The sequence below is a fragment of the Stenotrophomonas sp. YJH_SMC_82 genome (assembly GCF_059368875.1).
The window spans coordinates 443,207-468,256 of sequence record NZ_JCAFSE010000001.1 but is presented as its reverse complement, the minus strand read 5'-3'; the positions used below and the strand labels follow the sequence as shown (position 1 = coordinate 468,256).

Genomic DNA, 25,050 nt, shown 5'->3' with positions numbered 1-25,050 from the left:
CTGGCTAGTCATGTTCCTGCAAACGCCGTTCACGTTCCCGCTCCTCGGCAGTGACCACGCACGGCACCGTCACCGCCGCTGCCGGCACCAGCCACCAGCGCCGCCGGTTGGCCACGCCGGCCAGTTCGGAGCGGTTGCGGTCGACGCACGACAGCATCGCGTACTCGTGGACCAGCAGCCAACGGCGTCCGGGCGCCAGCCGCTGCCAGCGCGTGGCCGCCACCAGCTGCTCGTCCCAGTCAGTCTCGAAACCGAAGGTCGCTGCGGGACGGTCGGCCAGCAGCAGGTGCTGTTCCTTCCAGGCCACCAGCCCCAGCTCGGCATCGGGGCCCAGGCGGGTACCGACCGCGCGCATCAGGCCACGGGCCGAACTGGAATCGTTCAGCAGCGGGTAGCCGACCAGGCTGTACAGCACCCAGACCACCGCCAGGGTCGACACCAGCGCAAGCTGCCGGCGACGGCCACAGGCCAGCAGGCTCAATCCGCCCCACAGGCCCATCGCCAGGATCGTCCACGCCAGCGCGTCGACGGCCCCGGGGGCGAGCCCGCGGCTATGGGTCAGGCGCAGCTCGAAGGCCGGGTCACCCAGCACCGCCATCGCGCCAGCCACGGCCAGGCCCAATGACAGCAGGCCGGTGAACAGCCCCACCACGGCCTGCACATCGCGTCGCTTCAGCAACCCCGGCAACAGCGGTGCCAGCACCAGGCAGAACATCGGCAGCGCCGGCAGGATGTAGACGTCGCGCTTGCCGGCGGGAATCGAGAAGAACAGCACCACCATCAGCCACCAGGCCAGCGGCAGCAGATAGCGCGCGTCGCGGCGTTGCAGCCGGCGGCGCCATGCCGGAATCGCCCAGGGCAGGGCCAGGAATGCCGGGATCCACATCAGCGGCATCGTCGCCAGGAAGTACCAGGCGGGCTGATGGTGATCCCAGGAATGGGTGTAGCGCCGCGCCGTCTGCTGGAACAGGATATCGTCCATGTAGGCGCGATATTCGTCCGAGCCGGTGGCAAAGCCGGCCAGCAGCATCGGCGCCAGCCACAACGACACCGCCAGCAGGAAGGCCAGCGGCGCCAGCCAGAAGCGCGCCTCGCGCGCGTGCAGGCCCACCCGTGGCCACCGCAGCGCCGTGGCGATTGCCGCGGGCACGATCATCAGCAGCGCCAGCATGCCCACGCCCTTGGTGATCACGCCGATGCCGGCGAAGAACCAGCCCAGCCACCACCAGCGCCAGGCCGGCCCCAGCAGCAGGTGGCGCAGCAGGCCGTAGTTGGCCAGGGTGATGAACAGCAGCAGCAGGGGATCGATCTGCGCCTTCTTCGCCTGGAAGGTGAACTGCAGCGCGAACAGCAGCGCCCAGCCGGCATACAGCCCCACCCGCCGCGTCCACAGCCGCCGGCCCAGGTCGACCACGCACCACAGCGTGCCCAGTGCCGCCAGCAGCGACGGCAGCAGGAAGGCCACGCGCCACTGCCCGACCAGGCTGTACAGCGTGGCCTGCCACCACATCAGCATCGGCGGCTTGTCCGAGTACAGCTCGGTCCCGCGGTGCGGGAACAGCCAGTGGCCGCTGTCGAACATCTGCTTGGCCACCAGCGCGAAGCGCGGCTCGTCCGACGGCCACGGATCACGAAGGCCCAGCCCGGCCCCCAGCACCAGCAGGGCCATCACCACGAACAACCACGTCTCGCGCGACGCGCGGGATTTCAGCATGGGACTCGCAACGTCAGCGGGGGGTCAGGCCGTTTTTAGCAGACGCGCGTAAAAGAATCCGTCAGCATCGCTGTCACCCGGCAGTCGCTGGCGCGCGATCCCCTCGCAGTCCAGGCCGAATCTGTCATCCAGCGGCTGTGCCACCGCGTCCGGATGCCACTTCAGGAAGGCCCGCACCTGATCGATGTTCTCGGCGCGCAGGATCGAACAGGTGGCGTACAGCAGCACGCCGCCCGGACGCAGCATCGACCAGCAGGCCTCCAGCAGGCGGGCCTGCACGCCGACCAGCGCATCGATATCCTCGGCGCGGCGGTGGAACATCACGTCCGGCTGGCGGCGGATCACGCCGGTGGCCGAACACGGCGCATCCAGCAGGATGGCGTCGAACGGGGTGCCATCCCACCACGCACCGGGGTCGCTGGCATCGGCCACCCGGGTCTGCGCGCCCTCACCTACACCGGTGCGGGTGTAGGTATCGCGGGCACGCGCCAGGCGACGCGCATCGATATCCAGCGCCAGCAGGCGCAGGCTCGGGTCACGCTCCAGCAGGTGCGCCGACTTGCCACCCGGTGCCGCGCAGGCGTCCAGAACGCGGGCGCCGGACGCCGGTGCCAGCGCGTCCGCCGCACATTGCGCCGACAGGTCCTGCACCGACAGCGCACCGTCGGCGAACCCCGGCAACTGGTTCACCGCGATGGGCGCCACCAGGCGCAGCGCGTCGGCGCTGAGCGGGCTGGCTTCGGCAGCAATGCCGGCCTCGGCCAGCGTGGCCAGCGCCTTGTCACGCCCCCCCTGCTGGCGGTTGGCACGCAGCCACAGCGGCGCCGGCTGCAGGCTGGCAGCAAAGATCGCCTGGGCCTGGGACGGCCAGTCGCGCTCGACGGCATCGGCCAGCCACGCCGGAAAGGCGTCACGCGCAGGCTGCTCCGGGAACCCCTCGCGCTGCGCGCGGCGCAGGATCGCGTTGACCAGCCCGGCCTGGCGCTCACGGCCCAGCGCGCGGGCGGCGTCGACCGTGGCCGACAGGGCCGCATGCGCCGGCAGTTCCAGCACGTCCAGCTGCGCGAAGCCCACCATCAGCAACGTGCGCAGGTCGGCATCACGCGCCGACAGCGGCTTCTGCATCCACGACTGCAAGGCAGCGTCGTAGGTACTGCGGCGGCGCAGGACTGCAAAGCACAGCGCTTCCAGCAAGGCCCGATCACGACTGTCGGCCAGCTTGGGCAGTGCCCAGGCCAGTTCCGCCTTCAGCGAGCGGCCACGGGTGAACACCTGCGCCAGTACGCGTGCGGCCAGCATGCGGGTGGCCGCGCCCGGCGCCGCCTTGGCGACGGAGAAATCATTCTGCTTCGACACCGCTTATGCCCCCACGTGCAGGTCGCGGCGGGCATTGAGGTAGTCGGCGGCGGTGATCGCCTTGCCGCCTTCGCGCTGCAGCGTGCGCAGCCGCAGCGCGCCCTGGCCGCAGGCGATGTCGATACCATCGCGGCTGGCCGCCAGCACCGCCCCCGGCGCCTGGCCGTGGGCCAGGTCAAGAGCGACCGCGCCGTGGATGCGCACGCGCTCGCCGGCCAGCGTGGCCTCGGCGATCGGCCACGGATTGAAGGCGCGCACGGTGCGGGCCAGTGCATCGGCGTCCTGCGCCCAGTCCAGGCGGGCTTCGGCCTTGTCCAGCTTGTGCGCGTAGGTCACGCCCTGCTCGGGCTGCGGCCGCGCGATCGGCTTGATGCCGGCACGCAGCAGGCCCAGGCCGTCGGACAGCACCTGTGCGCCCAGTTCGGCCAGCTTGTCATGCAGCTGGCCGCCGGTATCGGTGGCCGCGATCGGCAGCTCCTGGTGCAGCAGCACCGGGCCGGTATCCAGGCCGGCTTCCATCTGCATCAGGCACACGCCGGTCTTTGCGTCACCGGCCTGGATCGCGCGCTGGATCGGCGCGGCACCGCGCCAGCGCGGCAGCAGCGAGGCATGCACGTTCCAGCAGCCGTGGGTCGGGATCGCCAGTACCGCCCTGGGCAGGATCAGGCCGTAGGCGACCACCACCATCAGGTCCGGCTGCAGGTCGCGCAGCTGCCGCTGGGCAGCTTCATCCTTCAGCGATTCGGGCTGGTAGACCGGAATGCCACGGGCCACGGCTTCGAGCTTGACCGGCGACGGTGCCAGGCCACGGCCGCGCCCGGCCGGGCGATCAGGCTGGGTATAGACGGCCACGACCTCGTGGTGGCGCGCCGCGGCGCGCAGCGACGACACCGCGAATTCCGGCGTACCGGCAAAGACAATCCTCATGGCTACCCCACTTGCAGGATGGATTCGTGCAGGAAAGAAAACGGCGCCGTCGGCCGGCGCCGTACAGCCCGCGCGCGTCGCGCAGGCACGGGCCACCCGGAGGGCGGCCCGGATTGGCGATCACGCCACGTGCTTGCGCTGCTTGGCCAGCTTCTTGCGGACCATCTCGCGCTTGAGCGGCGACAGATAGTCGATGAACAGCTTGCCGTCCAGGTGGTCCATCTCGTGCTGGATGCAGGTGGCCAGCACTTCACCGGCCTCCAGCTGCTGCTCCTGGCCGTTGCGGTCCAGGTACTTCACGGTGATGGTGTCAGCGCGGGTCACGTCGGCGAAGATGCCCGGGACCGACAGGCAGCCCTCCTGGTACACCCGGCCCCCGTCCTTGGCGACGATTTCCGGGTTGATGAACACATGCGGTTCATTCTTCTCTTCGCTGACATCGATGACCATGAAGCGCTTGTGCACGTCCACCTGGGTGGCGGCCAGGCCGATGCCCGGGGCGTCGTACATGGTCAGGAACATGTTGTCGATCAGTTCCTGGAAGGCCGGCGTGGTGACTTCGGCGGCGTCGATCAACGCAGCCTTGGTACGCAGGCGCGGATCGGGGAACTCGAGAATGGGGAGAAGGGCCATGGCTGTTTCCGGGTAGGGGGCCGGCACGCCGGCATACGTCGCAGATTCTAGCTCCAACGCTTGCCTTGCGCCCCGGTTTCTGGACTATAGTGCGTGGACCTGTTGGGGAATCAGGGCTTCACACCTATGTTGCTTCGTTTTCGTACGGTCGTCGCCGCGGCGATGCTGACCGTGGCTGCCTATGCTACCGCCGTGGAAGTGAATGGCGGGCACCCGGACACCTATGTGGTCCGAAAAGGGGATACGTTGTGGGATATCGCCGCACGTTTCCTGCAGAAGCCTTGGCTGTGGCCGGAGATCTGGCAAGCCAATCCGCAGATCGCCAACCCGCACCTGATCTATCCAGGTGACGTGCTGAGCCTGGCCTACCTGGACCGGGTGACCGTGTCCCAGGCCGGTCCGCGCCAGGAGGCCCCGATCGACGCCATTCCGCTGGCCCAGGTCGAGCCGTTCCTGAAGCAGCTGAGCGTTGTCGACAGCGTCAAGCAGCTGCCCTACGTCGTCGGCCTGGAGGACAGCCGCCTGCGCGTGTCCGGTGGCGACACCGTCTACGTGCGCCTGGCGGATGCCCAGGTGGGCCAGCGCTGGGCCGTGGTACGCCCGACCGTGCGTTACGCCCAGCCCAAGCCGACCGAGGACCTGACCGCCAATGGCGACGTCACCCCGGGCAGCGGCAACCTGTGGAAGGCCTACAACGCACCCAACGCACGTCGTGGCGTGCTCGGCTACGAACTGGCCCAGGTCGCCACCGGCACCATCACCCAGATCGCCGGCGGCAAGGTCGAGGCCTCCACGCTGGTGCTGGACAAGAACGTCGGCGGCCGCGAAGTGCGCGCCGGCGACCGCCTGGTGCCGGTCGAAGCCCGGCCGTACGACCTGCAGTTCGTGCCCCACGTACCCGCTGCGGGTGTCGAGGGCGTGGACGTGCGCGTGCTGGCGGTCACCGACATGTTCACCGCCGGTGGCCCACGCGACGTGATCGCGATTTCGGCCGGCCGTGCCCAGGGCGTGGACAACGGCACCGTGTTCTCGCTGTGGCGCCCGGGCCGCCATGTAGCGCACCGCATGAAGTACCCGACCTCCTCGCGCATGGACGACTCGCTCAGCACCGGCGCAGGCCGGGTCTCGCTGCCGGATGAATATGCCGCGCATGCGATGGTGTTCCGCACCTTCGACAACGTCAGCTACGCGCTGGTGATGCAGGGCGTGAAGCCGGTGCAGGTGGGTTACAACGCGCTGCACCCGGACGCGAAGTAACGGTTGCCGGACTGCCCCGGCCACCACTGGAGTGCCGGCCGCGGGCCGGCAGGCACCTCCGGCAAAACCTGACAGCCACATGCGAAGGCGCCCTAGGGCGCCTTTGTTGTGTGCGGCCGATAGTGGGGGATGACCACACATGCATACGAGGCGCTGCTGCGCCTGTTGATGGCGGGAGGCGCACTGGCGTCCCGACGGGCCCTGCTGCAGGCCGCGGGCGATGCGGAAACCGCCATCGCGCAAGGCACTGCGACCTGGCGTGCGCACGGTTGCACGCCGGAGCAGTGCGCCGCCCTGGAACGCCCCGATACCCGGGCCTGGACATCGGCCCGGCGCTGGCTGGAACAGGACAACCATCACCTGCTGCCGTGTACCGATCCGGCCTTTCCGCCATCACTGCTGGAGGTACCCAACCCGCCGCTGGCGCTATTCGTGGCCGGTGATCCCTGCCTGGCCTGGCGCCCTTCGGTGGCGCTGGTCGGCAGCCGCTCGCCCACCCCGGGCGGGCGTGCACTGGCCGCGCGTTTTGCCGGCTGCTTCGTCGAGGCCGGCCTGGCGGTGACCAGCGGCCTGGCCGCAGGCATCGATGCGGCCGCGCACCAGGCTGCGCTGGAGGCCGGCGGCTGCACCATGGCAGTGATCGGCACCGGCCCTGACCGGGCCTATCCGGACAGCCACGCGCGGCTGCAGGCGCGGATCGCCGCCGAAGGCGTGGTGCTCAGCGAGTACCTGCCGGGCACGGCTGCCCGTCCCAGCCACTTCCCTGCGCGCAACCGGCTGGTGGCCGGACTGGCGCTGGCCACCGTGGTGGTCGAGGCCGCGCAGCGCTCGGGCGCGCTGATCACCGCGCGCCTGGCCGCCGAGGCAGGCCGCGAGGTCTGTGCCCTGCCCGGGTCGGTGCTCAACCCGCGTGCGACCGGCTGCCATCGCCTGATCCGCGAGGGCGCGGCGCTGGTCGAGCGCCCCGAGGAGGTCCTGGAACTGCTCGCCCCCGCCCTTCGCCAGCAGCTGCCGGGCTTGCAATCGCGGTTGGCCACCCCCACTGAACAGGCACCGCCGGCGCTCCTGCCGGCGCGCTGGGCCGACGACCCTGACTACCAGTGCTTGTGGCGGGCGCTGGACCACAACCCAAGCGGTATGGATTCACTGATCACGCGTTGTGGATTGACGGCGTCACAGGTGTCCTCCATGCTGCTGGCCATGGAACTGGCGGGAATCGTGGTGTGCGTACACGGCCGCTACTGTCGAACTCCCTAGTTTCTTCACCTCCACAGCGTCGCGCGACGCAGGCCGAGGGGCAATGAAAGAGAGCATCCTGGATGTACTGCTGTACCTGTTTGAACACTATTTCAGCGAAGATGCGGACCTGATCCGTGACCGCGATTCGCTCCAGAACGGCCTGATCCAGGCCGGTTTCAGCCCCACCGAGATCAACAAGGCGTTCGACTGGCTCGATGCCCTGGCCGCGCAGCGGCCGAGCGTGGCCCAGGCGCGGGTCGATGGCCCCGTGCGCATCTACCACGGCCCAGAGCTGGACAAGCTGGACGTGGAATGCCGCGGCTTCCTGCTGTACCTGGAACAGCACGGCATCCTCGACGCCGACCAGCGCGAGCTGGTGCTGGACCGGGCGATGGCCCTGGACCAGGACGAACTGGACCTGGACGACCTGAAGTGGGTCGTGCTGATGGTGCTGTTCAACCAGCCCGGCTCCGAAGCGGCCTACGCCTGGATGGAGACGCAGATGTTCATGGACGAGCCAGAACCCCTGCACTGACCGTACACTTGGGGGCATAGCGCATTCAGGAGCGTCCCCGTGAGCGAGTGGTTCCACGCAGAAGGCAACCGGCAGCAAGGCCCGCTGCCGGCGGAACAGTTGGTCGAGTTGTTCCGCAACAACCAGATCTCCCTGGACACCCTGGTCTGGCGCGACGGCCTGCCGCAATGGCAGCCGTTGCGCAGCGTGGTCGATGAGCTGGGCCTGATCGTGCCGGCGCTGGACGTCGCCGCGCCGGCCGTGGAACCCGAGCCGGAGCCCGAACCGGAACCGGTTGCGCCGCCGCCGCCGCAACCACCGGTCCTGCCACCGTCCACGCCCTATGCCACGCAGACCCCGGCCGGGGTGCTGCCGCCGCCGAAAAAGAAGCTCTCCGGCTGCGCCCTGACCGCGATCATCGGCGGCGGCCTGCTGCTGGTGCTGGTGCCGGTCATGGCCATCCTCGCGGCGATCGCCCTGCCTGCCTACAACGACTACACCGTGCGTGCCAAGGTTGCCACCGCGGTCAATGCCCTGCAGCCGCTGAAACAGCAGGTGCAGCACTTCGCCGACGACGAAGGCCGCTGCCCCGGTGCCAACGATGCCGGTTTCCCGGCGCCGGGTGATTTCACCCAGGCCGGCCTGTCGGCGGTGAACATCGGCCGCTTCAACAACGGCCACTGCGGCATCGAAGCAACGCTGGCCGTGCCCGGCAAGAGCCTCGATGGCGACCTGCTGTGGCTGGAATATGATCGCGACAGCGGCCGCTGGGAATGCAGCGGTGAAAGCGACGACAAGTACCTGCCGCCGTCGTGCCGCGGCTGAGCCACGTGCACGGCAGCACCTCCAAGGACGATCCAACAGGGAACATGCAATGACCGAGTGGTACTACGCCGAAGGACAGCAACGCCAGGGCCCGCTGCCGGTCCAGGAAATCCGCCAGCGCTTCCAGCGGGGCGAACTGAACCTGGACACCCTGGTCTGGCGCGAAGGCATGGCCCAGTGGGCTGCACTGCGCCAGGTGGTCGATGAGCTCGGCCTGCAGACACTGGCCGATGCCAGCACGGCCACCGCCAGCGGCGGCTTCGACCTGCGCGGCGACTACGCCGCCATCGACAACGGCACTGCACCGCTGCCTGGCACGGGCGCGCTCAGCAGCTCGCCCTACAGCGCCCCGGCCGCTTCCGGTGCCGGTGGCCCGCAGCCGGTGATCGGCGGCGAGGTGGTCTACGCAGGCTTCTGGAAGCGCGTAGCGGCGTACATGATCGACTACTTCGTGCTGGCCATTCCGGGCGGCATCATCGGCGCCATCATCGGCGTGGTGCTTGGCGCCAGCATGGGCGCGGTGGGCAGCGGCGAGACCTCCATCGAAATCGTCGCGCAGGTGGCCAGCGCGCTGATCAACATGGCCATCGGCGTTGCCTACTACACCTGGTTCCATTCCTCGCAGGGTGGCGCCACGCTGGGCAAGATGGCGGTCGGCATCAAGGTCGTGCGCAGCAACGGCGATCGCCTGACCAAGGGCCGCGCCTTCGGCCGCTACTGGGCCATGCTGCTGAGCAGCTTCACCCTCGGCATCGGCTTCCTGATGGCCGCCTTCACCGAGCGCAAGCAGGGCCTGCACGACATGATCTGCGACACCCTGGTGGTCGACCGCTGGGCCTACACCGACCAGCCGCACCTGCAGCGCCATGAGCTGGGCACGGTCACCATCGTGTTCCTGGTGCTCACCGGCCTGCTGGTGCTGGCGGGCCTGGTGCTGCTGGTGGCCGCGGTCGGCTTCATCGCCAAGATGGCCTCATGAACGGCCATCCTCACGTCTGGCTGCTTGACAGGGGCTGGCCGGGCGTGATTCCTCTAATAAGGTGAAACCTGAACGCCCGGCACACTACCGGGCGTTCAGCGTATTGATTTGTCCGTGGCCGCTTCACTAATGCGGCCGTTTGCTCCACCCTAGCGGCCCCTCCCCTGCGGCTCGCCCCACAGACACTGCTGCCATGCCCAAGCACCTGCTCATCGTCGAATCGCCGGCCAAGGCCAAGACGATCAACAAATACCTCGGCAAGGACTACACCGTCCTGGCCTCGTATGGGCATGTGCGTGACCTGATTCCGAAGGAAGGCGCGGTCGACCCGGACAACGGGTTCGCCATGCACTACGACGTGATCGACAAGAACGAAAAACATGTCGACGCGATCGCCAAGGCCGCCAAGGGCGCCGACGACATCCTGCTGGCGACCGACCCGGATCGCGAAGGTGAAGCGATCAGCTGGCATATCGCCGAGATCCTGAAGGAACGCGGGCTGGTCAAGGACAAGCCGATGCAGCGCGTGGTGTTCACCGAGATCACCCCGCGCGCCATCAAGGAAGCGATCAGCCAGCCACGCGCGATCGCCAGCGACCTGGTCGATGCCCAGCAGGCGCGCCGCGCGCTGGACTACCTGGTCGGCTTCAACCTGTCGCCGGTGCTGTGGCGCAAGGTCCAGCGCGGCCTGTCCGCCGGCCGCGTGCAGAGCCCGGCGCTGCGCATGATCGTCGAGCGCGAGGAAGAGATCGAAGCCTTCATCGCCCGCGAGTACTGGTCGATCGCCGCCGAGTGCGCACACCCGTCGCAGCACTTCAACGCCAAGCTGATCAAGCTGGACGGGCAGAAATTCGAGCAGTTCACCATCACCGACGGCGACACCGCCGAAGCCGCCCGCCTGCGCATCCAGCAGGCCGCGCAGGGCTCGCTGCATGTCACCGACGTGGCCAGCAAGGAGCGCAAGCGCCGCCCGGCGCCGCCGTTCACCACCTCCACCCTGCAGCAGGAAGCCTCGCGCAAGCTCGGTTTCACCACCCGCAAGACCATGCAGGTGGCGCAGAAGCTGTATGAAGGCGTGGCGATCGGTGACGAAGGCACCGTCGGCCTCATCTCGTACATGCGTACCGACTCGGTGAACCTGTCGCAGGACGCGCTGGCCGAAATCCGCGACGTGATCGCCCGTGATTACGGCATCGCCTCGCTGCCCGACCAGCCGAACACCTACCAGACCAAGTCCAAGAACGCCCAGGAAGCGCACGAGGCGGTGCGCCCGACCTCGGCCCTGCGCACCCCGGCCCAGGTGGCGCGCTTCCTGACCGACGACGAGCGCCGCCTGTACGAACTGATCTGGAAGCGCGCCGTCGCCTGCCAGATGATCCCGGCCACGCTCAATACCGTCAGCGTCGACCTGTCCGCTGGCAGCGAGCACGTGTTCCGTGCCAGCGGTACCACCGTGGTGGTGCCCGGCTTCCTGGCCGTGTACGAGGAAGGCAAGGACAACAAGAGCGCCGAAGACGAGGACGAAGGCCGCAAGCTGCCGGCGATGAAGCCGGGCGACCGCGTGCCGCTGGAACGCATCCAGGCCGAGCAGCATTTCACCCAGCCGCCGCCGCGCTACACCGAAGCGGCGCTGGTGAAGGCGCTGGAAGAGTACGGCATCGGCCGTCCGTCGACCTACGCCTCGATCATCCAGACCCTGCTGTTCCGCAAGTACGTGGAAATGGAAGGCCGCAGCTTCCGCCCGTCCGACGTCGGCCGCGCGGTGTCCAAGTTCCTGTCCAGCCACTTCACCCAGTACGTGGACTACGACTTCACCGCCAAGCTCGAAGACGAGCTCGACGCCGTCTCGCGTGGCGAAGAAGAGTGGATCCCGCTGATGGCCCGCTTCTGGGAGCCGTTCAAGGAGCTGGTGGAAGACAAGAAGGAATCGGTGGACCGCGCCGAGGCCAGTGGCGCGCGCGAGCTCGGCACCGACCCGAAGACCGGCAAGCCGGTCAGCGTGCGCCTCGGCCGCTTCGGGCCTTACGCCGCCATCGGCAGCACCGCCGAGGACGCCGAGGAGAAGCCGAAATTCGCCTCGCTGCGCCCCGGCCAGTCGATGCACACCATATCCTTGGAAGACGCGCTGGAACTGTTCCTGATGCCACGCGCGCTGGGCGAGGACAACGGCGAGCCGGTCAGCGTCGGCATCGGCCGCTTCGGCCCGTTCGCCAAGCGCGGCAGCACCTATGCCTCGCTGAAGAAGGAAGACGACCCGTACACCATCGACCTGGCCCGCGCCGTGTTCCTGATCGAAGAGAAGGAAGAGATCGCGCGCAACCGGATCATCAAGGAGTTCGAGGGCAGCGACATCCAGGTGCTGAACGGCCGCTTCGGCCCGTACATCAGCGACGGCAGGATGAACGGCAAGATCCCCAAGGATCGCGAGCCGGCATCGCTGACCCTGGCCGAAGTGCAGCAGCTGATGGAAGAAACCGGCAAGCCCGTGCGCAAGGGCTTCGGCGCCAAGAAGGCTGCCGCGAAGAAGGCACCGGCCAAGAAGGCGGCGGTGAAGAAGGAAGCGGCGCCGAAGAAGGCCGCAGCCAAGAAGGCGCCTGCCAAGAAGGCGGCGAAGAAGGCCGTGGTAAAGAAGGCCGCTGCAAAGAAGGCACCGGCGAAGAAGGCCGTCAAGAAAGCCGCGAAGTAGATTCACGCCATGCGTGGATAAGGGGTGTGCGGACCAACGGTCCGCACCTACCGTCCGCGCCGACCACCCCTTCTGCACGCCGCAGGGGGATAATGGGGGCCCACGTCGGGCCGGTCGCCGCCATGAAAGAACTCACCCTGGACTCTGCTGTCGCCACGCTCCGCGCCGGCGGCGTGATCGCCTATCCGACCGAAGCGGTCTGGGGCCTGGGCTGTGATCCCTCGCATGAGGCGGCGGTGCACATGGTGCTGCGGCTGAAGCAGCGCCCGATCGAGAAGGGCATGATCCTGGTCGCCGCCGAATTGTCGCAGCTGGAGGGCTGGGTGCGCCTGCAGGCGTTGCCCGATGCCCGCCAGCGCGCGGTGCTGGCCAGCTGGCCGGGTGCCAACACCTGGATCCTGCCGGCCGGTCCGCGCGCCCAGCCCTGGATTACCGGCGAGCACAGCGGCATCGCCGTGCGCATCAGCGCGCACCCGCTGGTCGCCGCACTGTGCCGCGCCTGGGGGGGGCCCCTCGTCTCCACCAGCGCCAACCTGGCCGGTGAACCACCGGCACGCAGCCGTGCCGAGCTGGATCCACGCCTGCTGCGCCTGCTCGATGGCATCCTCGATGGCGAAACCGGCGGCCTGGCCCAGCCCACCCCGATCCGCGACGCGCTCAGCGGCAACGTGCTGCGCTCCTGAGCGGACGATTGCACTGCCACGCACAATCACGCACCCTGCCGCCATGAACCTGCTGCGCACCGCCCTGGGCCTGTGCCTGCTGCTGCCATGGACCGCACCGGCCGCCGAGGACGTGCGCGTCTACCGCTGCGTCGCCAGCAATGGCGCCGTGGCCCTGCAGGACAGGCCCTGCAGCAGCGGCCGGCAGGAGGTGCGTGACCTGCAGCGCCCGCGCGATCCGGCACCCCGGGTGGTGCGCAGTGACGCCCCTCCCGCGGCGCCCAGCGAGGTTCCGGTGATGCGCGATCGCGAAGTCCGCCACGTCTACATCCAGCCGCCACAACCGTTGTACGAGTGCGTGAGCGACGACGGTCGCCGCTACACCAGCGACAGCAACGAGGGCAATCCGCGCTGGGTCCCGTTGTGGACCAGCGTGTGGCTCCCGCACGGGCACCACGGCGCGGTCCATCCCGGTCCACGCCCGGGCTTCGGCACGCCGGTCGGTGCGCCGATCGGTGAAGGCACAGGCTACCGGCCGCCTGCGGTGGGCGTCGGCGTGCAGGTGCCGGCCGGCAGCGTGCTGGTCCGTGACAGCTGCCATGCGCTGCCGCCGCAGGACGTCTGTGCGCGCCTGCGTGACCGCCGCTGGGAACTGGACCGCCGTTACAACAGCGCGCTGCAGAGTGAGCGCACCGCCATCAGCAATGAACAGCGTGGCATCGACGCGCGCCTGTCGCGGGACTGCGAACGCTGAGCGCGATGCCTGCCTGGGCATGTACGCTGTGCGCATGAAGAACCTGATCTGGCTGGCCCTGGGCCTGTTCGCCGGCAACGCGTTGGCCGACGACGGGGTGATCTACCGTTGTACCTCCAGCAGCAGCGATGTGCCCACCCTGCAACGCACGCCCTGCCCTGCCGGCAGCAAGCAGCAGGTGGTGAGGGTGCCGGCCAGTGCTCCGCCGGCGCCGGCCTCAGCGGCACCCGTGCCGGCCGCGCCCGGACCGGCCGCGGCCACTGCGCCGTCCGTTCCCGCACCCGCGCCTCGTCGCCCCGGGGAAGGACGCACGATCATGGAAGCTGGCATGGTCGAACGCGAAGGCGGCGATCTGATACTCGACAGTGCATCGCTGCCACGCCAGGCCGATGCCGCGCCGGACAGCAATGCGCCGCCGAAGCCGCCGCTGCCACCGATCTTCCAGTGCACCGACAGCCAGGGCGGTGGCTACCTGCACGAATACGAAGCCGCCCCCGGGCGCTGCGAACTGATGACCGTGCAGGGACTGGGCGGCGCCACGCCGGTCAATGCCGCCGGCTGCGAAGTGGTGCGCGACCGCTGCGAGGAACTGCCGGACGCGCAGCGCTGCAGCAGCTGGCAGCAACGCTTCCGCGACGCACGTGGCCGTGAGCGGTTCGCCTCGCCGGAAAACCGCGACAACGCCCGTGGGGAACGCGAACGGCTGCAGGGCGTGCTGGAGGCCAGCAACTGCCCGGTACCGGGGTGACAGCCACCCGGTAGTGCCGGCCGCTGGCCGGCAATCGCAGGATCTTCAAGTGATTCCAGTTGCCGGCCAGCGGCCGGCACTACCCTTTGGAAGATCAGAACCCGTAGCGCAGGAAGCCGCCATCCACCGCGATGCATTCGCCGGTGACATAGCTGGCCGCCGGCAGGCACAGGAAGCCAACGGCTGCGGCCACTTCCTCCGGCTCGCCGATGCGGCGCATCGGCGTGCGGTTGATCACTTCCTCGTAGTAGTCCGGGTCCGACAACGGACCGGACGTGCGCCGCGTGCGGATGTACCAGGGCGCCACCGCGTTGACCCGGATGCCATCCTCCGCCCACTCGACGGCCAGGTTGCGGGTCATCTGGTGCATTGCCGCCTTGGTCATGCCATAGACCACGCCACTGCGCACATGGGTCAGCCCGGACACGCTGCCGACATTGACGATCGAAGACGACGCGTGCCGGGCCAGCAGCGGATGCGCGTAGCGCGACAGCTCGAAGGCCGAGAACAGGTTGGTCTCGAAGATCTTGCGCCATTCGTCCTCGGAATATTCCGTGGCCGCCTTGGTGACGTTGCCACCGGCATTGTTGACCAGGATGTGCAGGCCATCGCTGTGATCTTCCACCCAGTCCAGGATCTGCCGACGGTCCTCGTCATCGGAGACATCGGCCGCCAGCGCGTGCACCTGGTGCTGCGGATAGACATCCAGCAGTTCGTCGCGCGCCGTTTCCAGCATGTCGATGTCGCGGCCGACGATCATCAGGTCGGCGCCGAGGCCAGCCAGTTCGTGCGCAATGGCCAGGCCAATACCGGCGCTGGCACCCGTGATCAGGGCCGTCTGGCCGTCCAGGCGCCACCGTTGCTGGGTCATGAGTCCTCCGGGGCCGCGCCCGCTGTGTTTCGATGCCGCAAGGATACGCGCTCACGGCGGCCCTCTGCCGAGGATGCGACACTGCACGTACGCCCACTGCGGAGAGCCGCCATGCGCATCCTGACCCTGTTCTCGTCCCTGCTGGCCGGCGTGCTGTTGGTGGCCTGCCAGCGGCCGCCGACGCCGAACCCGGAGAAGCCACCGGTGCCCAAAGCGATGTCGCGTGCGATGCAGGAACCGCTGGACCGCGCCAAGGGCGCGCAGAAAGCGGTGGAAGAGGCCGCCGCACGCGAACGCAAGGCCGAGGCCGACGCGACGCAGTGACCTGTGGGGTCAGAGCCCTTTGCGGGGCAAAGGGATCCGACCCCATGAACGAAAACGCCCGGCCAGAGCCGGGCGTTTTCATTCGGTACCGTTGCCGATCAGAATCCGCAGAAGCAGTACGCCAGCGCCTTCACCGGAGCGCCATTGCCCTTCTCGCGGGCCGCGTTCTCGACGAAGCGCAACTGAGTGTCCACTTCCGGCATCGTGCGTGCCAGCATCATCCGCGCCATCCCCGAATCGGACAGCATCCAGGCACCGGCGCGGCTGCCGGCGAAACCGCTGACGAACTGCGCGAACGGCGTGGCCGCCTTCTCGATGTAGCGCACGCGATAGGCATCGGCCTTGCCCAGCTTGGCGCGGCTGGCCGCATCGGCCACCGCGTCCTTCAGGCCACCGAAGGCGTCGACCAGGCCGCGTTCCTTGGCCTGTGCACCGCTCCACACGCGGCCACGGGCGACCTCGTCCACGGCCTCGACCGGCTTCTTGCGGGCATCGGCGACACGGCCGGTGAAGTCCGCGTAGCCCTTGTTGATCACCGTCTGGATGACCTGGCCCACGGCCGGGTCCATCGGGCGGGTGACATCGAAGGCGCCGGCGAAGCGGGTGGTGCCGACACCGTCGGTGTGCACGCCGATCTTGTCCAGCGCGCGGCTGAAGTTCGGCACCATGCCGAAGATGCCGATCGAACCGGTGATGGTCGACGGATCGGCATAGATGCGATCGGCGTTCATGCTGATCCAGTAGCCACCGGAAGCGGCCAGATCACCCATCGACACCACGACCGGCTTGCCAGCGGCCTGCAGGGCTACCACTTCACGACGGATCTGCTCGGAGGCGAACACTTCACCGCCCGGCGAATCCACCCGCAGCACCACCGACTTCACGTTGTCGTCGTCGCGCGCGGCACGCAGCAGCGCCGAGGTCGACTCGCCACCGATGCGGCCGGCCGGCAGGTCACCGCCACTGATTTCGCCGGCGGCCACCACCACGGCCACCTGCGGACGCGAGTCCACCGGGTTGCGGCGCGCGTCGAGCAGGGCCAGGTAGCGGCCGAAGTCAACGTTGCGGAAACCACCGTCGGCATCCTCGTCGGCCACGCCGCGCTCGATCATCAGATCCTCGAATTCCTCGCGGGTCTTCAGCGCGGTCACCAGCTTCTGCTGCAGGGCGAACTTGGCCAGGTCACCACCGGCGGCAGCGATGCCTTCCGGCAGGGTGTCGATGCCGGCGGCCAGCTGTGCCGGATCCAGGCGGCGGGCCTTGGCGATGTCGCCCAGGTAGCGCTGCCACACGTCGTTCATCCAGAACAGGTCGGCTTCCTTGGAGGCCGGCGACGCCGCGTCGAGCACGTACGGCTCGGCCGCGGACTTGTACTCGCCCACCTTGAACAGGTGCACGTCCACGCCCAGCTTGTCCTGCAGGCCGGTGCGGAAGTACTGGCGGTAGCGGCCGAGGCCTTCGAGCACGACCGAACCCATCGGGTCCAGGTAGACCTCGTCGGCCTGCGCGGCCAGCAGGTACTGCGACTGGCCCATGCTCTCGCTGTAGGCCACCAGCTGCTTGCCGGAGGCGCGCAGGTCCTGCAGCGCGGCGGCCACCTCACGCAGCGAGGCGAAACCGGACGGCTGCAGCTTGTCCAGCTCCAGCACCACGCGCTCGATCTTCTTGTCTTCCTTGGCCGACTCGATCACCCGCAGCAGATCGCGCAGCTGGATCTCCTCGGCGCCGTTGTCACCCACCGCCTTGGCCAGCGCGCGGCTGACCGGGTCGGCGCTGAACTGCTCGACCAGGCGGCCTTCCGGCGCGATCACGAGCGTCGTGCGGTCCTGCAGCGACTTGCTGGCACCGGCGCCCATGCCGGCGGCGATGACGAACATCACCAGCAGCAGGAACAGCAGGCCGAAGAACACCAGGTTGAGGATCAACCGGCGGGTGAAGTTCATGACGTCCCACAGCCCGATGAAGAAGCTGGCGACGGGATTGCGACGCGCCGGGGGCAGCGGGGGCACGGGTTGATTCATGGAACGCTCCGGATGGCTTCTTGCCGTGGTACCAGCATAGCCGGTGCCGCGTGATGCAGCATCGGACACAAGTCAGGGGATCGCCCGTCACGGGTGAACGTGGCGGGCGGGAAGATCAGGACAGCGCGGATTGCCCGATGCGCTGGCTGCTGCGGCGCAGGCGCCAGCCCATCAGGATGGCAGCGGCGGTCAAGCCGACGATCAGGCCGATCCACATGCCCTGCGGGCCCATGCCCAGCCCCAGGCCGAGCCCGGCGCCGAGCGGCATGCCCAGGCCCCAGTACGCGAACATGGCGATGAACATCGGCACGCGGGTGTCCTTCAGGCCGCGCAGCGCGCCGGCCGACAGCACCTGGATGCCGTCCGGGAACTGGAAGGTGGCCGCGTACAGCAGCAGGGTCGAGGCCAGGCCGGCCACCGCCAGGTCGTTGGTGTACACACCGACGATGGCATCGTGGCCGAACAGCAGCACCGCCGCCGACAACGTCTGCGTGCCCATGATGATCGCGTAACCGGCCCAGGCCGCACGCCGCACGCCGAAGCCGTCACCACGGCCGACCGCATGGCCGACGCGCACGGTGGTGGCCTCGGCCACGCCCATCGGGATCATGAAGCACAGCTGCGCGACATTGATCGCGATCTGGTGCGCAGCGGCTTCGTTGGCACCAAGGCGGCCGATCAGCAGCGCGGTGACGATGAACAGGCCGCCCTCCATCAGCACGGTGATGCCGATCGGCAGGCCGGTGCGCAGCAAGTCCCAGATCGCCTTCCAGCGCGGCCCTTCGAAATGCGAGAACAGCTGCAGATGGGCGAAGCGCCTGGTGAACCACAGGTAGGTGGCGAAGGCGATCGCCTGCAGCCACATCATCACCGCCGAGGCGATGCCCAGGCCTTCGGCGCCCATTTCCGGGAAGCCGAGCTTGCCGTTGGCCAGCACATAGCCCATCGGTGCCAGCACCAGCAGGCCACCGAAGCCGAGCAGCATCGTCGGCAGCGTCCAGTGCATGCCTTCACTGAGATAGCGCATGCAGAAGTACAGGGTCAGCGCAGGTCCGCCCCAGCGCACCGCATGCAGGAACGCGGTCGCCCCCGGCACGATGTCCGGCGCGATGCCGAACGACGGCAGCAGCGGCGGCACCACGGTGAGGAAGGTGAACATGATCAGGCCCAGCCCCAAGGCCAGCCACAGTGCCTGGCGGAACAGCGGGCCGATCTCGCGCTCGCGGCCGGCGCCATGCAGCTGCGACACCGAGGCGGTGAGCGAGATCAGGGTGCCGATCGGAATCAGCATCGGCAGCCACAGCAGCGCCGTACCGATGGTGACGGCGGCCAGTGTGGCCGTGGCGTGGTGGCCGGCAATCACGTTGTCGACGAAGGAGATCAGACCGGTGGACACATGGCCCAGCACAAGCGGCAGGGCGAGCAGACCGGTGGCGCCGACTTCCTTGCTGAAGCGCGGCGTGGAGGTTGCAGTAGACATAAGGTGCTTGACGCGAACTGCGGTTGCGCGCGAAGGGCACAGGCACCGGGTTGCGGGCGCCCATCTTACGCGGGCGGCGCCAGCATTCCCATGACATGGCGTGAATGCTGGGTTTCAGCCGCCCCACACAAAAAGGGGACGGAGGGGATTAAGTCGTTTCAGGCCCACTAGTGCCGGATGCGACTTAATCCCCTCCGTCCCCTTTTTTACTGGCCGGCCTGGCGCTTGAGCCAGCTGTCGCGCTCGGCGGCGGGCACGGCGAGGAAAGCGCTGCGCACTGCGTCGCGTTCCTGCGGTGGCGTGCGCTGCGCGACCAGAGTCAGCTGGGCCAGCTGCGCCGGGCTGAGCTGGCGCAGTACGGCCAGCGCGGTCTCGCGCTGTTCCGGCGGCACGAAGCCGAACAAGCCATGCAGCTTGGGGAATTCCAGGCCCAGTTGCGGGCCCAGCCGCCACCCGTCGCGGAACGCCTGGTCCTGGTCGCGGAACTGTTGGCGCAGGCGCTGCTGCTGGTCCGCAGGCAGCGCATTGAATCGCGCAGCCGCCTGGCGGATGCGCTCGCGCTCTCCTTCCGGCAGCGCGCGCCAGGCGGCGTAGTCGGCGCGGCGCTGGCGCTGCTGCTGCGCATCGAGCTGGGCGAAGCCAGAGGGTGCTGCCGTCGACGGTGCTGGCGAAGCCACCGGCGTGGCCGGCGACGTCGGTGGCGGCAACGGCACGTTCAACGATTGCGGCGCGGCAGACAGCGACAACGGCAGGGCCAGCAGCAGGCTGGCGAACACGGACTTATTCATCGGCAGCAGCGGTTTCCAGCGTGGCACTGGCCGGCTCCGGCCGGCTCGGCCTGGATTGCGATTCATCCACCGGCAGCGGGCCGCCCGCGGCAGTCCACGCGTACAGGTCGGCATCGGCAACCAGCGGGTAGTCACGATCGGCCAGCATCGCTGCGTCGTCCGTGGCCTGGGCCGTGGTCGCATCCGGCGTGGCGTTGACCTTGCTGGGTGGCAGGGCTTCCACCGTAACCGGACCGGCTTCGCCCACCACCCCCTCCGGCAGCGGTGCATCACTGCCGAAGGAATGCCCCTGCCAGTGGCGCCAGCCCAGCGCTGCGGCCAACAGTACCGCCACGGTCGCCAGCAGGATCAGCGGACCGCGCCAACGTGGCTTGGCGTTCGTGCGACGGCGCTTGCCATTGGCGGCCGCCCGCTCATCGCGCTGCGGTGCGCGCCAGCTCGGGGTCGGGGCTTCATTGTGGGCGGTCGCGGCGGCGGGTTGTTGCAGCTGCTGCAGGCGCGCGGCCGGCAACTCACGGATACGCGCCTGCACCTGTTCGGCCAACTGGCGCCAGGCCGAGGCATCCGGCTGGCCGTGGGCATCACGCGGGCAGGCGTCGGCCAGCAGGTGCTGGTAGCCGGCCTCGTCCTGGTCGAGCACGCGCATGGCGATGCCCTCGTCCAGGCTGCCCCCCACCCGCAGCAGCAGCGCAAGGCGCGGCAGCGGCGGCATCGCGCCCAGCACGGCCAACGGCGGCAGCCACTGCCCGCCCACCGGCTCGCGCAGCGCCTGGCGCTGGCCCAGAAGGGTCCAGAAGCGGGTCGGCCACTGCGCCATCGGCAGGTCGCTGGCCACTGCGGCAAAGGCGCGCATCACCGCCACCAGGGTCTGCTCGGCACGCGCGGCATCGCCGCACTGCAGTTCAGCGACCACCAGGGCACGGCGCTCGACGCCACGCAGGAACGCCGACAGCGCGCCGGCCGCGGTCGAGGAAACAGGGGCGGGCACAGCCGTCATCGGTCACTCCAAAGGTCTGCCGGCATGATAGCGGCAGGCCATCGACGCCCGTAGGACTTGCGCCCACAGGCACTTCGTGCTGCAGGTTGTGCACAGCACCACGCCCCCTCCGGCGAAAACTGTGGCTTCGGGCTGAATTCACTCTGTTTCAGCATTGTTTCACACTTAAGATATTGATTTTATTGTCTTTTGTCGTGTGGCGATTTTTTGACCAACCCAAGCGTGAGGCCGTCGCCATCGGCCTTCTACGTTTCCGATGGCCGTTAACGCACAACGTTATCCACAGAACATGTGGATAAGACTGAATCTCCAATGGACACCGATATTTAGGTGACATTTATGATTCAACGGGCGCCGCCCCGCCGCTCCCGCTGCTGCCGTTCGCGCGCGCATGGCCCGTTACACTGGCCCGATGCTTTCACCGATTCCGACCCTGCAGGTCGCACTGCCTGTCCCCCTGCCCCGCCTGTTCGACTACCTGTCGCCGGAGGGCGATGCACCGGCGGTCGCGGTCGGCTGCCGCCTGAAGGTGCCGTTCGGCAACCGGGAGCTGGTCGGTGTGGTGGTGGGGCACGGCCAGACCGACGACGGCCAGGGACTGCGCCAGGCCTTGGCCTGGTGCGACCCGCAGCCGCTGCTGCAGGGGGAACTGTGGCAGAGCCTGCAATGGCTGGCGCGCTACACCCATGCGCCACTGGGCGAGGTGCTGAGCACCGCCCTGCCCGGCCCGCTGCGCCATGGCGAGGTCCTGCCCGACACACACCACTGGGGTTGGCAGCTGACCACCGAAGGCCACGCCCAGCGTGAAAAGCTGCGCGCCGGCAGCCGTCCACGGCAACTGGCCGAGCTGCTGGCCGAAGCCATCGTGGATGAGGACGTGCTGGGCGAACGCATGCAGGACTGGCGCACCGCCGCGCGCAGCCTGGCCAAGCGCGGGCTGGCCGAGCGGGTTGCGTTGAGCGTGGCCCCCCAACACGCGCAGCCACTGCCCGGTCCCACGCTCAACCCGGACCAGGCCGAGGCGGTGGCCGCGATCACTGCCGCCGACGGCTTCCAGCCGTTCCTGCTGGATGGCGTGACCGGCAGCGGCAAGACCGAGGTCTACCTGCAGGCGATCATCCATTGCCTGGCGCAGGGCAGGCAGGCGCTGGTGCTGGTGCCGGAAATCGGCCTGACCCCGCAGACCCTGGCACGCTTCCGTGGCCGCCTCGGCATCGCCGTGCATGCGCTGCACTCGGGGTTGAACGACAACGAGCGCGCGCGCGTCTGGGCAGCGGCCTCACGCGGCGAAGCGCGCGTCATCGTCGGCACCCGCTCAGCGGTGTTCACGCCGCTGCCCCAGGCCGGCCTGCTGATCGTCGACGAGGAACACGACGGCAGCTACAAGCAGCAGGACGGCATCCGTTACCACGCGCGCGATTTCGCCCTGGTCCGGGCCAAGTCGCTGGGCGTTCCGGTGTTGCTGGGCAGTGCCACGCCCTCGCTGGAAACCCTGCACAACGCCTACGCCGGGCGTTACACCCACCTGCGCCTGAAACAGCGCGCCGGCGATGCGCGGCCACCGCGCGTGCGCATCCTCGATGTACGCAAGCGCCCGCTGCATGACGGCCTCTCGGCCGATGTGCTGGCCGGCATCGGGGAGCATCTGCAGCGTGGCCAGCAGGTGCTGGTGTTCAAGAACCGCCGCGGCTACGCACCGGTGCTGCTGTGCCACGACTGCGGCTGGACCGCGCCATGCCAGCGCTGCGATGCGCCGATGACCGTGCATGGTGGCGGTCGTCGCCTGCAGTGCCACCACTGCGGCGCGCGGCAACCGGCGCCGCTGGCATGTCCGGCCTGCGGCAGCCTGGCGCTGCAACCGCAGGGCATCGGTACCGAACGCCTGGAAGAACATCTCACTGCGGCCTTCGCCGACTTCCCGGTGGTGCGCATCGACCGCGGCACCACCTCACGGCGCGACGCGCTGGAACAGCAGCTGGCGAAACTGGGCGACCAGCCCGGCATCCTGGTCGGCACGCAGATCCTGGCCAAGGGCCACGACCTGCCCAAGCTGACCCTGGTGGTGGTGGTGGGTATCGATGAGGGCCTGTTCTCGGCCGACTTCCGCGCCAGCGAAAAACTGGCGCAGCAGCTGATCCAGGTGGCCGGTCGCGCGGGACGTGCGCGCGACCCGGGCGAGGTCTGGCTGCAGACCCATCACCCCGGGCACCCGCTGCTGGAAACCCTGGTGAGCGGTGGCTACCATCCGTTCGCGCAAGCCGAGTTGAACCAGCGCCAGGCGGCCGGATTCCCGCCCTTCGCGCATCTGGCGCTGATGCGCGCCGAAGCGCAGCAGGTGGAGCATGCCAATGCATTCCTGCTGGCAGCCCGGCACCTGCTGGGCGAACAGAACGTGGTCGAGGCCTACGGGCCGATGCCGGCGCCGATGCCGCGGCGGGCCGGTTACCAGCGCACGCAGCTGCTGCTGTCTGCGGTGCAGCGGCCGCCGCTGCATGGCGTGCTTTCGCAACTGGTTCCGCAGCTGTACGCGCTGCCGGAAGCACGCAAGGTGCGCTGGTCGCTGGATGTGGATCCAACGGATCTTTATTGAGGGGTCAGAGCCCACCCGTCGGGTGGGATCCGACCCCGATGCCCTGGGGTCGGATCCCTTTTCGCAGAAAAGGGCTCTGACCCCGGACGCCTTCGCTTACGTCAGCGGCGACATCACGCCGCGCTGGTAGGCCGGTCGCTCACGCAGGCGCGCATACCACTCGGCCAGGTGCGGCAGGTCCGGGCGCTGGATCGGCAGTTCATACCAGGCGTACACCAGCGAGCCGAGCGGAATGTCGCCCATCGCGAACGTCCCGCCCGACAGCCATGGCTGCGTGGCCAGGGTGGCATCGGCCATCGCCAGGTAGTCACCGGCACGGACGATGGCCGCGCTGATGCGCGCTTCGTCACGGTCGGCCGGCGCGGTGCGCATGATGCCCCAGACCAGGTCGCTGTACAGCGGCGCCATCCGCGAGGTGCTCCAGTCCATCCACTTTTCGGCCTGCGCGCGCTCCATCGGGTCCTCGGCGTACAGCGTGCCCAGCGCATAGCGCGCGCTCAGGTAACGCACGATGGTGTTCGATTCCCACAGCGGCAGGCCGTGGTCCTCGATCACCGGCACCAGGCCGTTGGGATTCATCGCCTGGTACTCCGGCGTCTGCGTGCCACCATGGCTGCCGCCGACTTCGATGGATTCGTACGGCAGGCCGATCTCCTCGGCACACCACAGCACCTTGCGGACGTTGCTGGAATTGCGGCGGCCCCAGATCTTCAACATGCGGGTTTTCCTTGCTGGCAATGCGAGCGGCAACGATACGCCTGATTGGAGTGGAGATGTGCGTGCAGGATGCGGGATCGGGCGCCTGCGCGCTGCCGGCCGGCGGCCGGCACTACCGGTTCTTTTTTGGCAGCGCGCGCACGTAGGACGACTTGCCGTCCTTCTTCAGCTCGAACAGGCCGATCGCCGCCAGCAGATCGCTGAGTTTGCCGTAGCCATAGTTGCGCGGATCGAACGAGGCCTGGTTGCCGATCTGGCTGCCGACCGGCCCCAGGTGCGACCAGCCATCCTCGCCCTCGGCCGAGGACACCGCGCGGCGCAGCATCTTCACCAGCCGGGTGTCGCTGCGCATCTCCGCCCCGCTCTTGCGCGGGCGTGCATCATCATTGGCGACGGGCTCGTTCGATGCCTGTTCGCTCGATGCCTGCTCGGCATCCGGCACGCTGGCGTGGGTCTGGCCCAGCGCTTCCAGGTAGGTGAACTTCGAGCACGCGTTGACGAACGGTTCCGGCGTCTTCTTTTCGCCGAAGCCATACACCTTCACGCCGTCGGTCAGCAGGCGCATCACCATCGGGGTGAAATCGGCATCGCTCGACACGATGGCGAAGCCATCAAGGTTGCGCGCGTACAGCAGGTCCATGGCATCGATCACCATCGCCATGTCCGACGCATTCTTGCCCTTGCTGTAGGCGAACTGCTGGATCGGGCGGATCGCGTATTCGTGCAGCACCGCTTCCCAGCCCTTCAACCGCGGGCTCTTCCAGTTGCCGTAGGCACGGCGCACGTTGGCCACGCCATAGCGGGCGACTTCGGCCAGGACCTCGTCGATCTTCGAGGCCGGCGCATTGTCGGCATCGATCAACAGGGCGATGCGCTTTTCCGGTTCGCTCATGGATTCCTCGCGGGCGGTTGCCTGAACCCGAGTATCGCCGATCCACCCAGGCGCTGACGTGACAGGTGGCCGCCGT

General features: G+C 68.6%; 22 protein-coding genes. 11 read left to right on the top strand and 11 right to left on the bottom strand.

Annotation, left to right across the window (positions count from 1 at the left end):
• Nucleotides 1-4: 4 nt before the first annotated feature.
• The 4 genes from AC5P53_RS02140 to def form a co-directional block, all read right to left on the bottom strand.
• On the bottom strand, nucleotides 5-1,714 hold the full coding sequence (locus AC5P53_RS02140) for an ArnT family glycosyltransferase (RefSeq protein WP_197621293.1): 1,710 nt from the start codon (nucleotides 1,712-1,714) through the stop codon (nucleotides 5-7).
• 24 nt (nucleotides 1,715-1,738) lie between these two features.
• Nucleotides 1,739-3,070, bottom strand: coding sequence for a 16S rRNA (cytosine(967)-C(5))-methyltransferase RsmB (gene rsmB, locus AC5P53_RS02135; RefSeq protein WP_046432737.1), 1,332 nt, complete (start codon nucleotides 3,068-3,070; stop codon nucleotides 1,739-1,741).
• A gap of 3 nt (nucleotides 3,071-3,073) precedes the next feature.
• Nucleotides 3,074-3,997: a methionyl-tRNA formyltransferase gene (gene fmt, locus AC5P53_RS02130; protein WP_014648563.1), complete on the bottom strand. Its 924-nt coding sequence runs from the start codon at nucleotides 3,995-3,997 to the stop codon at nucleotides 3,074-3,076.
• 120 nt (nucleotides 3,998-4,117) lie between these two features.
• On the bottom strand, nucleotides 4,118-4,630 hold the full coding sequence (gene def / locus AC5P53_RS02125) for a peptide deformylase (protein WP_014648564.1): 513 nt from the start codon (nucleotides 4,628-4,630) through the stop codon (nucleotides 4,118-4,120).
• 126 nt (nucleotides 4,631-4,756) lie between these two features.
• Here def and AC5P53_RS02120 point away from each other — a divergent pair, with 126 nt between their 5' ends.
• From AC5P53_RS02120 to AC5P53_RS02080, 9 genes are all read left to right on the top strand, one after another.
• Nucleotides 4,757-5,887, top strand: coding sequence for a LysM peptidoglycan-binding domain-containing protein (locus AC5P53_RS02120; protein WP_032958270.1), 1,131 nt, complete (start codon nucleotides 4,757-4,759; stop codon nucleotides 5,885-5,887).
• A gap of 129 nt (nucleotides 5,888-6,016) precedes the next feature.
• Nucleotides 6,017-7,144 carry a DNA-processing protein DprA gene (gene dprA / locus AC5P53_RS02115; protein ID WP_014648566.1) on the top strand — a complete coding sequence of 376 codons (1,128 nt, stop codon included), beginning with the start codon at nucleotides 6,017-6,019 and terminating at the stop codon, nucleotides 7,142-7,144.
• Between the two features lie 43 nt (nucleotides 7,145-7,187).
• Nucleotides 7,188-7,661, top strand: coding sequence for a DUF494 family protein (locus tag AC5P53_RS02110; RefSeq protein WP_005419622.1), 474 nt, complete (start codon nucleotides 7,188-7,190; stop codon nucleotides 7,659-7,661).
• A gap of 39 nt (nucleotides 7,662-7,700) precedes the next feature.
• Nucleotides 7,701-8,465 (top strand): pilin, encoded by a 765-nt coding sequence (locus tag AC5P53_RS02105; RefSeq protein ID WP_014648567.1) that lies wholly within the window; start codon nucleotides 7,701-7,703, stop codon nucleotides 8,463-8,465.
• Between the two features lie 49 nt (nucleotides 8,466-8,514).
• The gene (locus AC5P53_RS02100) at nucleotides 8,515-9,444 is read left to right on the top strand and encodes an RDD family protein (RefSeq protein ID WP_241887576.1); all 930 of its coding nucleotides are present in this window, start codon (nucleotides 8,515-8,517) and stop codon (nucleotides 9,442-9,444) included.
• Nucleotides 9,445-9,637: 193 nt separating this feature from the next.
• Nucleotides 9,638-12,130 (top strand): DNA topoisomerase I, encoded by a 2,493-nt coding sequence (locus AC5P53_RS02095; protein ID WP_126411408.1) that lies wholly within the window; start codon nucleotides 9,638-9,640, stop codon nucleotides 12,128-12,130.
• A 92-nt stretch (nucleotides 12,131-12,222) separates the two neighbouring features.
• Entirely contained in the window at nucleotides 12,223-12,813 is a 591-nt protein-coding gene (gene tsaC, locus AC5P53_RS02090; protein ID WP_080053022.1) for an L-threonylcarbamoyladenylate synthase type 1 TsaC, read from the top strand.
• Nucleotides 12,814-12,856: 43 nt separating this feature from the next.
• Nucleotides 12,857-13,546 carry a hypothetical protein gene (locus tag AC5P53_RS02085; RefSeq protein ID WP_014648571.1) on the top strand — a complete coding sequence of 230 codons (690 nt, stop codon included), beginning with the start codon at nucleotides 12,857-12,859 and terminating at the stop codon, nucleotides 13,544-13,546.
• 34 nt (nucleotides 13,547-13,580) lie between these two features.
• The gene (locus AC5P53_RS02080; protein ID WP_041864295.1) at nucleotides 13,581-14,294 is read left to right on the top strand and encodes a hypothetical protein; all 714 of its coding nucleotides are present in this window, start codon (nucleotides 13,581-13,583) and stop codon (nucleotides 14,292-14,294) included.
• Nucleotides 14,295-14,388: 94 nt separating this feature from the next.
• Here AC5P53_RS02080 and AC5P53_RS02075 read toward each other — a convergent pair whose 3' ends face one another.
• Nucleotides 14,389-15,165, bottom strand: coding sequence for an SDR family oxidoreductase (locus AC5P53_RS02075; protein WP_014038643.1), 777 nt, complete (start codon nucleotides 15,163-15,165; stop codon nucleotides 14,389-14,391).
• Between the two features lie 111 nt (nucleotides 15,166-15,276).
• On the opposite strand from AC5P53_RS02075, the gene AC5P53_RS02070 reads away from it, so the two are divergent.
• Nucleotides 15,277-15,489, top strand: a complete 213-nt coding sequence (locus AC5P53_RS02070; protein WP_005414610.1) for a hypothetical protein — start codon at nucleotides 15,277-15,279, stop codon at nucleotides 15,487-15,489.
• A gap of 98 nt (nucleotides 15,490-15,587) precedes the next feature.
• Here AC5P53_RS02070 and sppA read toward each other — a convergent pair whose 3' ends face one another.
• The 4 genes from sppA to AC5P53_RS02050 all read right to left on the bottom strand — a co-directional run bounded on the left by sppA (nucleotide 15,588) and on the right by AC5P53_RS02050 (nucleotide 20,775).
• Complete coding sequence (gene sppA, locus AC5P53_RS02065; protein ID WP_032958263.1) at nucleotides 15,588-17,510, bottom strand: signal peptide peptidase SppA; 1,923 nt, start codon at nucleotides 17,508-17,510, stop codon at nucleotides 15,588-15,590.
• Between the two features lie 115 nt (nucleotides 17,511-17,625).
• Nucleotides 17,626-18,990, bottom strand: a complete 1,365-nt coding sequence (locus tag AC5P53_RS02060) for an MATE family efflux transporter (RefSeq protein WP_046432753.1) — start codon at nucleotides 18,988-18,990, stop codon at nucleotides 17,626-17,628.
• A gap of 206 nt (nucleotides 18,991-19,196) precedes the next feature.
• On the bottom strand, nucleotides 19,197-19,778 hold the full coding sequence (locus tag AC5P53_RS02055; protein ID WP_032958258.1) for a DUF3106 domain-containing protein: 582 nt from the start codon (nucleotides 19,776-19,778) through the stop codon (nucleotides 19,197-19,199).
• Complete coding sequence (locus tag AC5P53_RS02050) at nucleotides 19,771-20,775, bottom strand: hypothetical protein (protein WP_180835836.1); 1,005 nt, start codon at nucleotides 20,773-20,775, stop codon at nucleotides 19,771-19,773. Before AC5P53_RS02050 ends, AC5P53_RS02055 begins: the two co-directional genes overlap by 8 nt.
• A 412-nt stretch (nucleotides 20,776-21,187) precedes the next feature.
• Here AC5P53_RS02050 and AC5P53_RS02045 point away from each other — a divergent pair, with 412 nt between their 5' ends.
• The gene (locus AC5P53_RS02045) at nucleotides 21,188-23,365 is read left to right on the top strand and encodes a primosomal protein N' (protein WP_197604966.1); all 2,178 of its coding nucleotides are present in this window, start codon (nucleotides 21,188-21,190) and stop codon (nucleotides 23,363-23,365) included.
• A 96-nt stretch (nucleotides 23,366-23,461) separates the two neighbouring features.
• Here the strand turns inward: AC5P53_RS02045 and AC5P53_RS02040 are convergent, their stop codons facing one another.
• The gene (locus AC5P53_RS02040; protein WP_014648579.1) at nucleotides 23,462-24,082 is read right to left on the bottom strand and encodes a glutathione S-transferase family protein; all 621 of its coding nucleotides are present in this window, start codon (nucleotides 24,080-24,082) and stop codon (nucleotides 23,462-23,464) included.
• A gap of 112 nt (nucleotides 24,083-24,194) precedes the next feature.
• Complete coding sequence (locus AC5P53_RS02035) at nucleotides 24,195-24,974, bottom strand: NYN domain-containing protein (RefSeq protein WP_014648580.1); 780 nt, start codon at nucleotides 24,972-24,974, stop codon at nucleotides 24,195-24,197.
• Nucleotides 24,975-25,050: the final 76 nt, after the last annotated feature.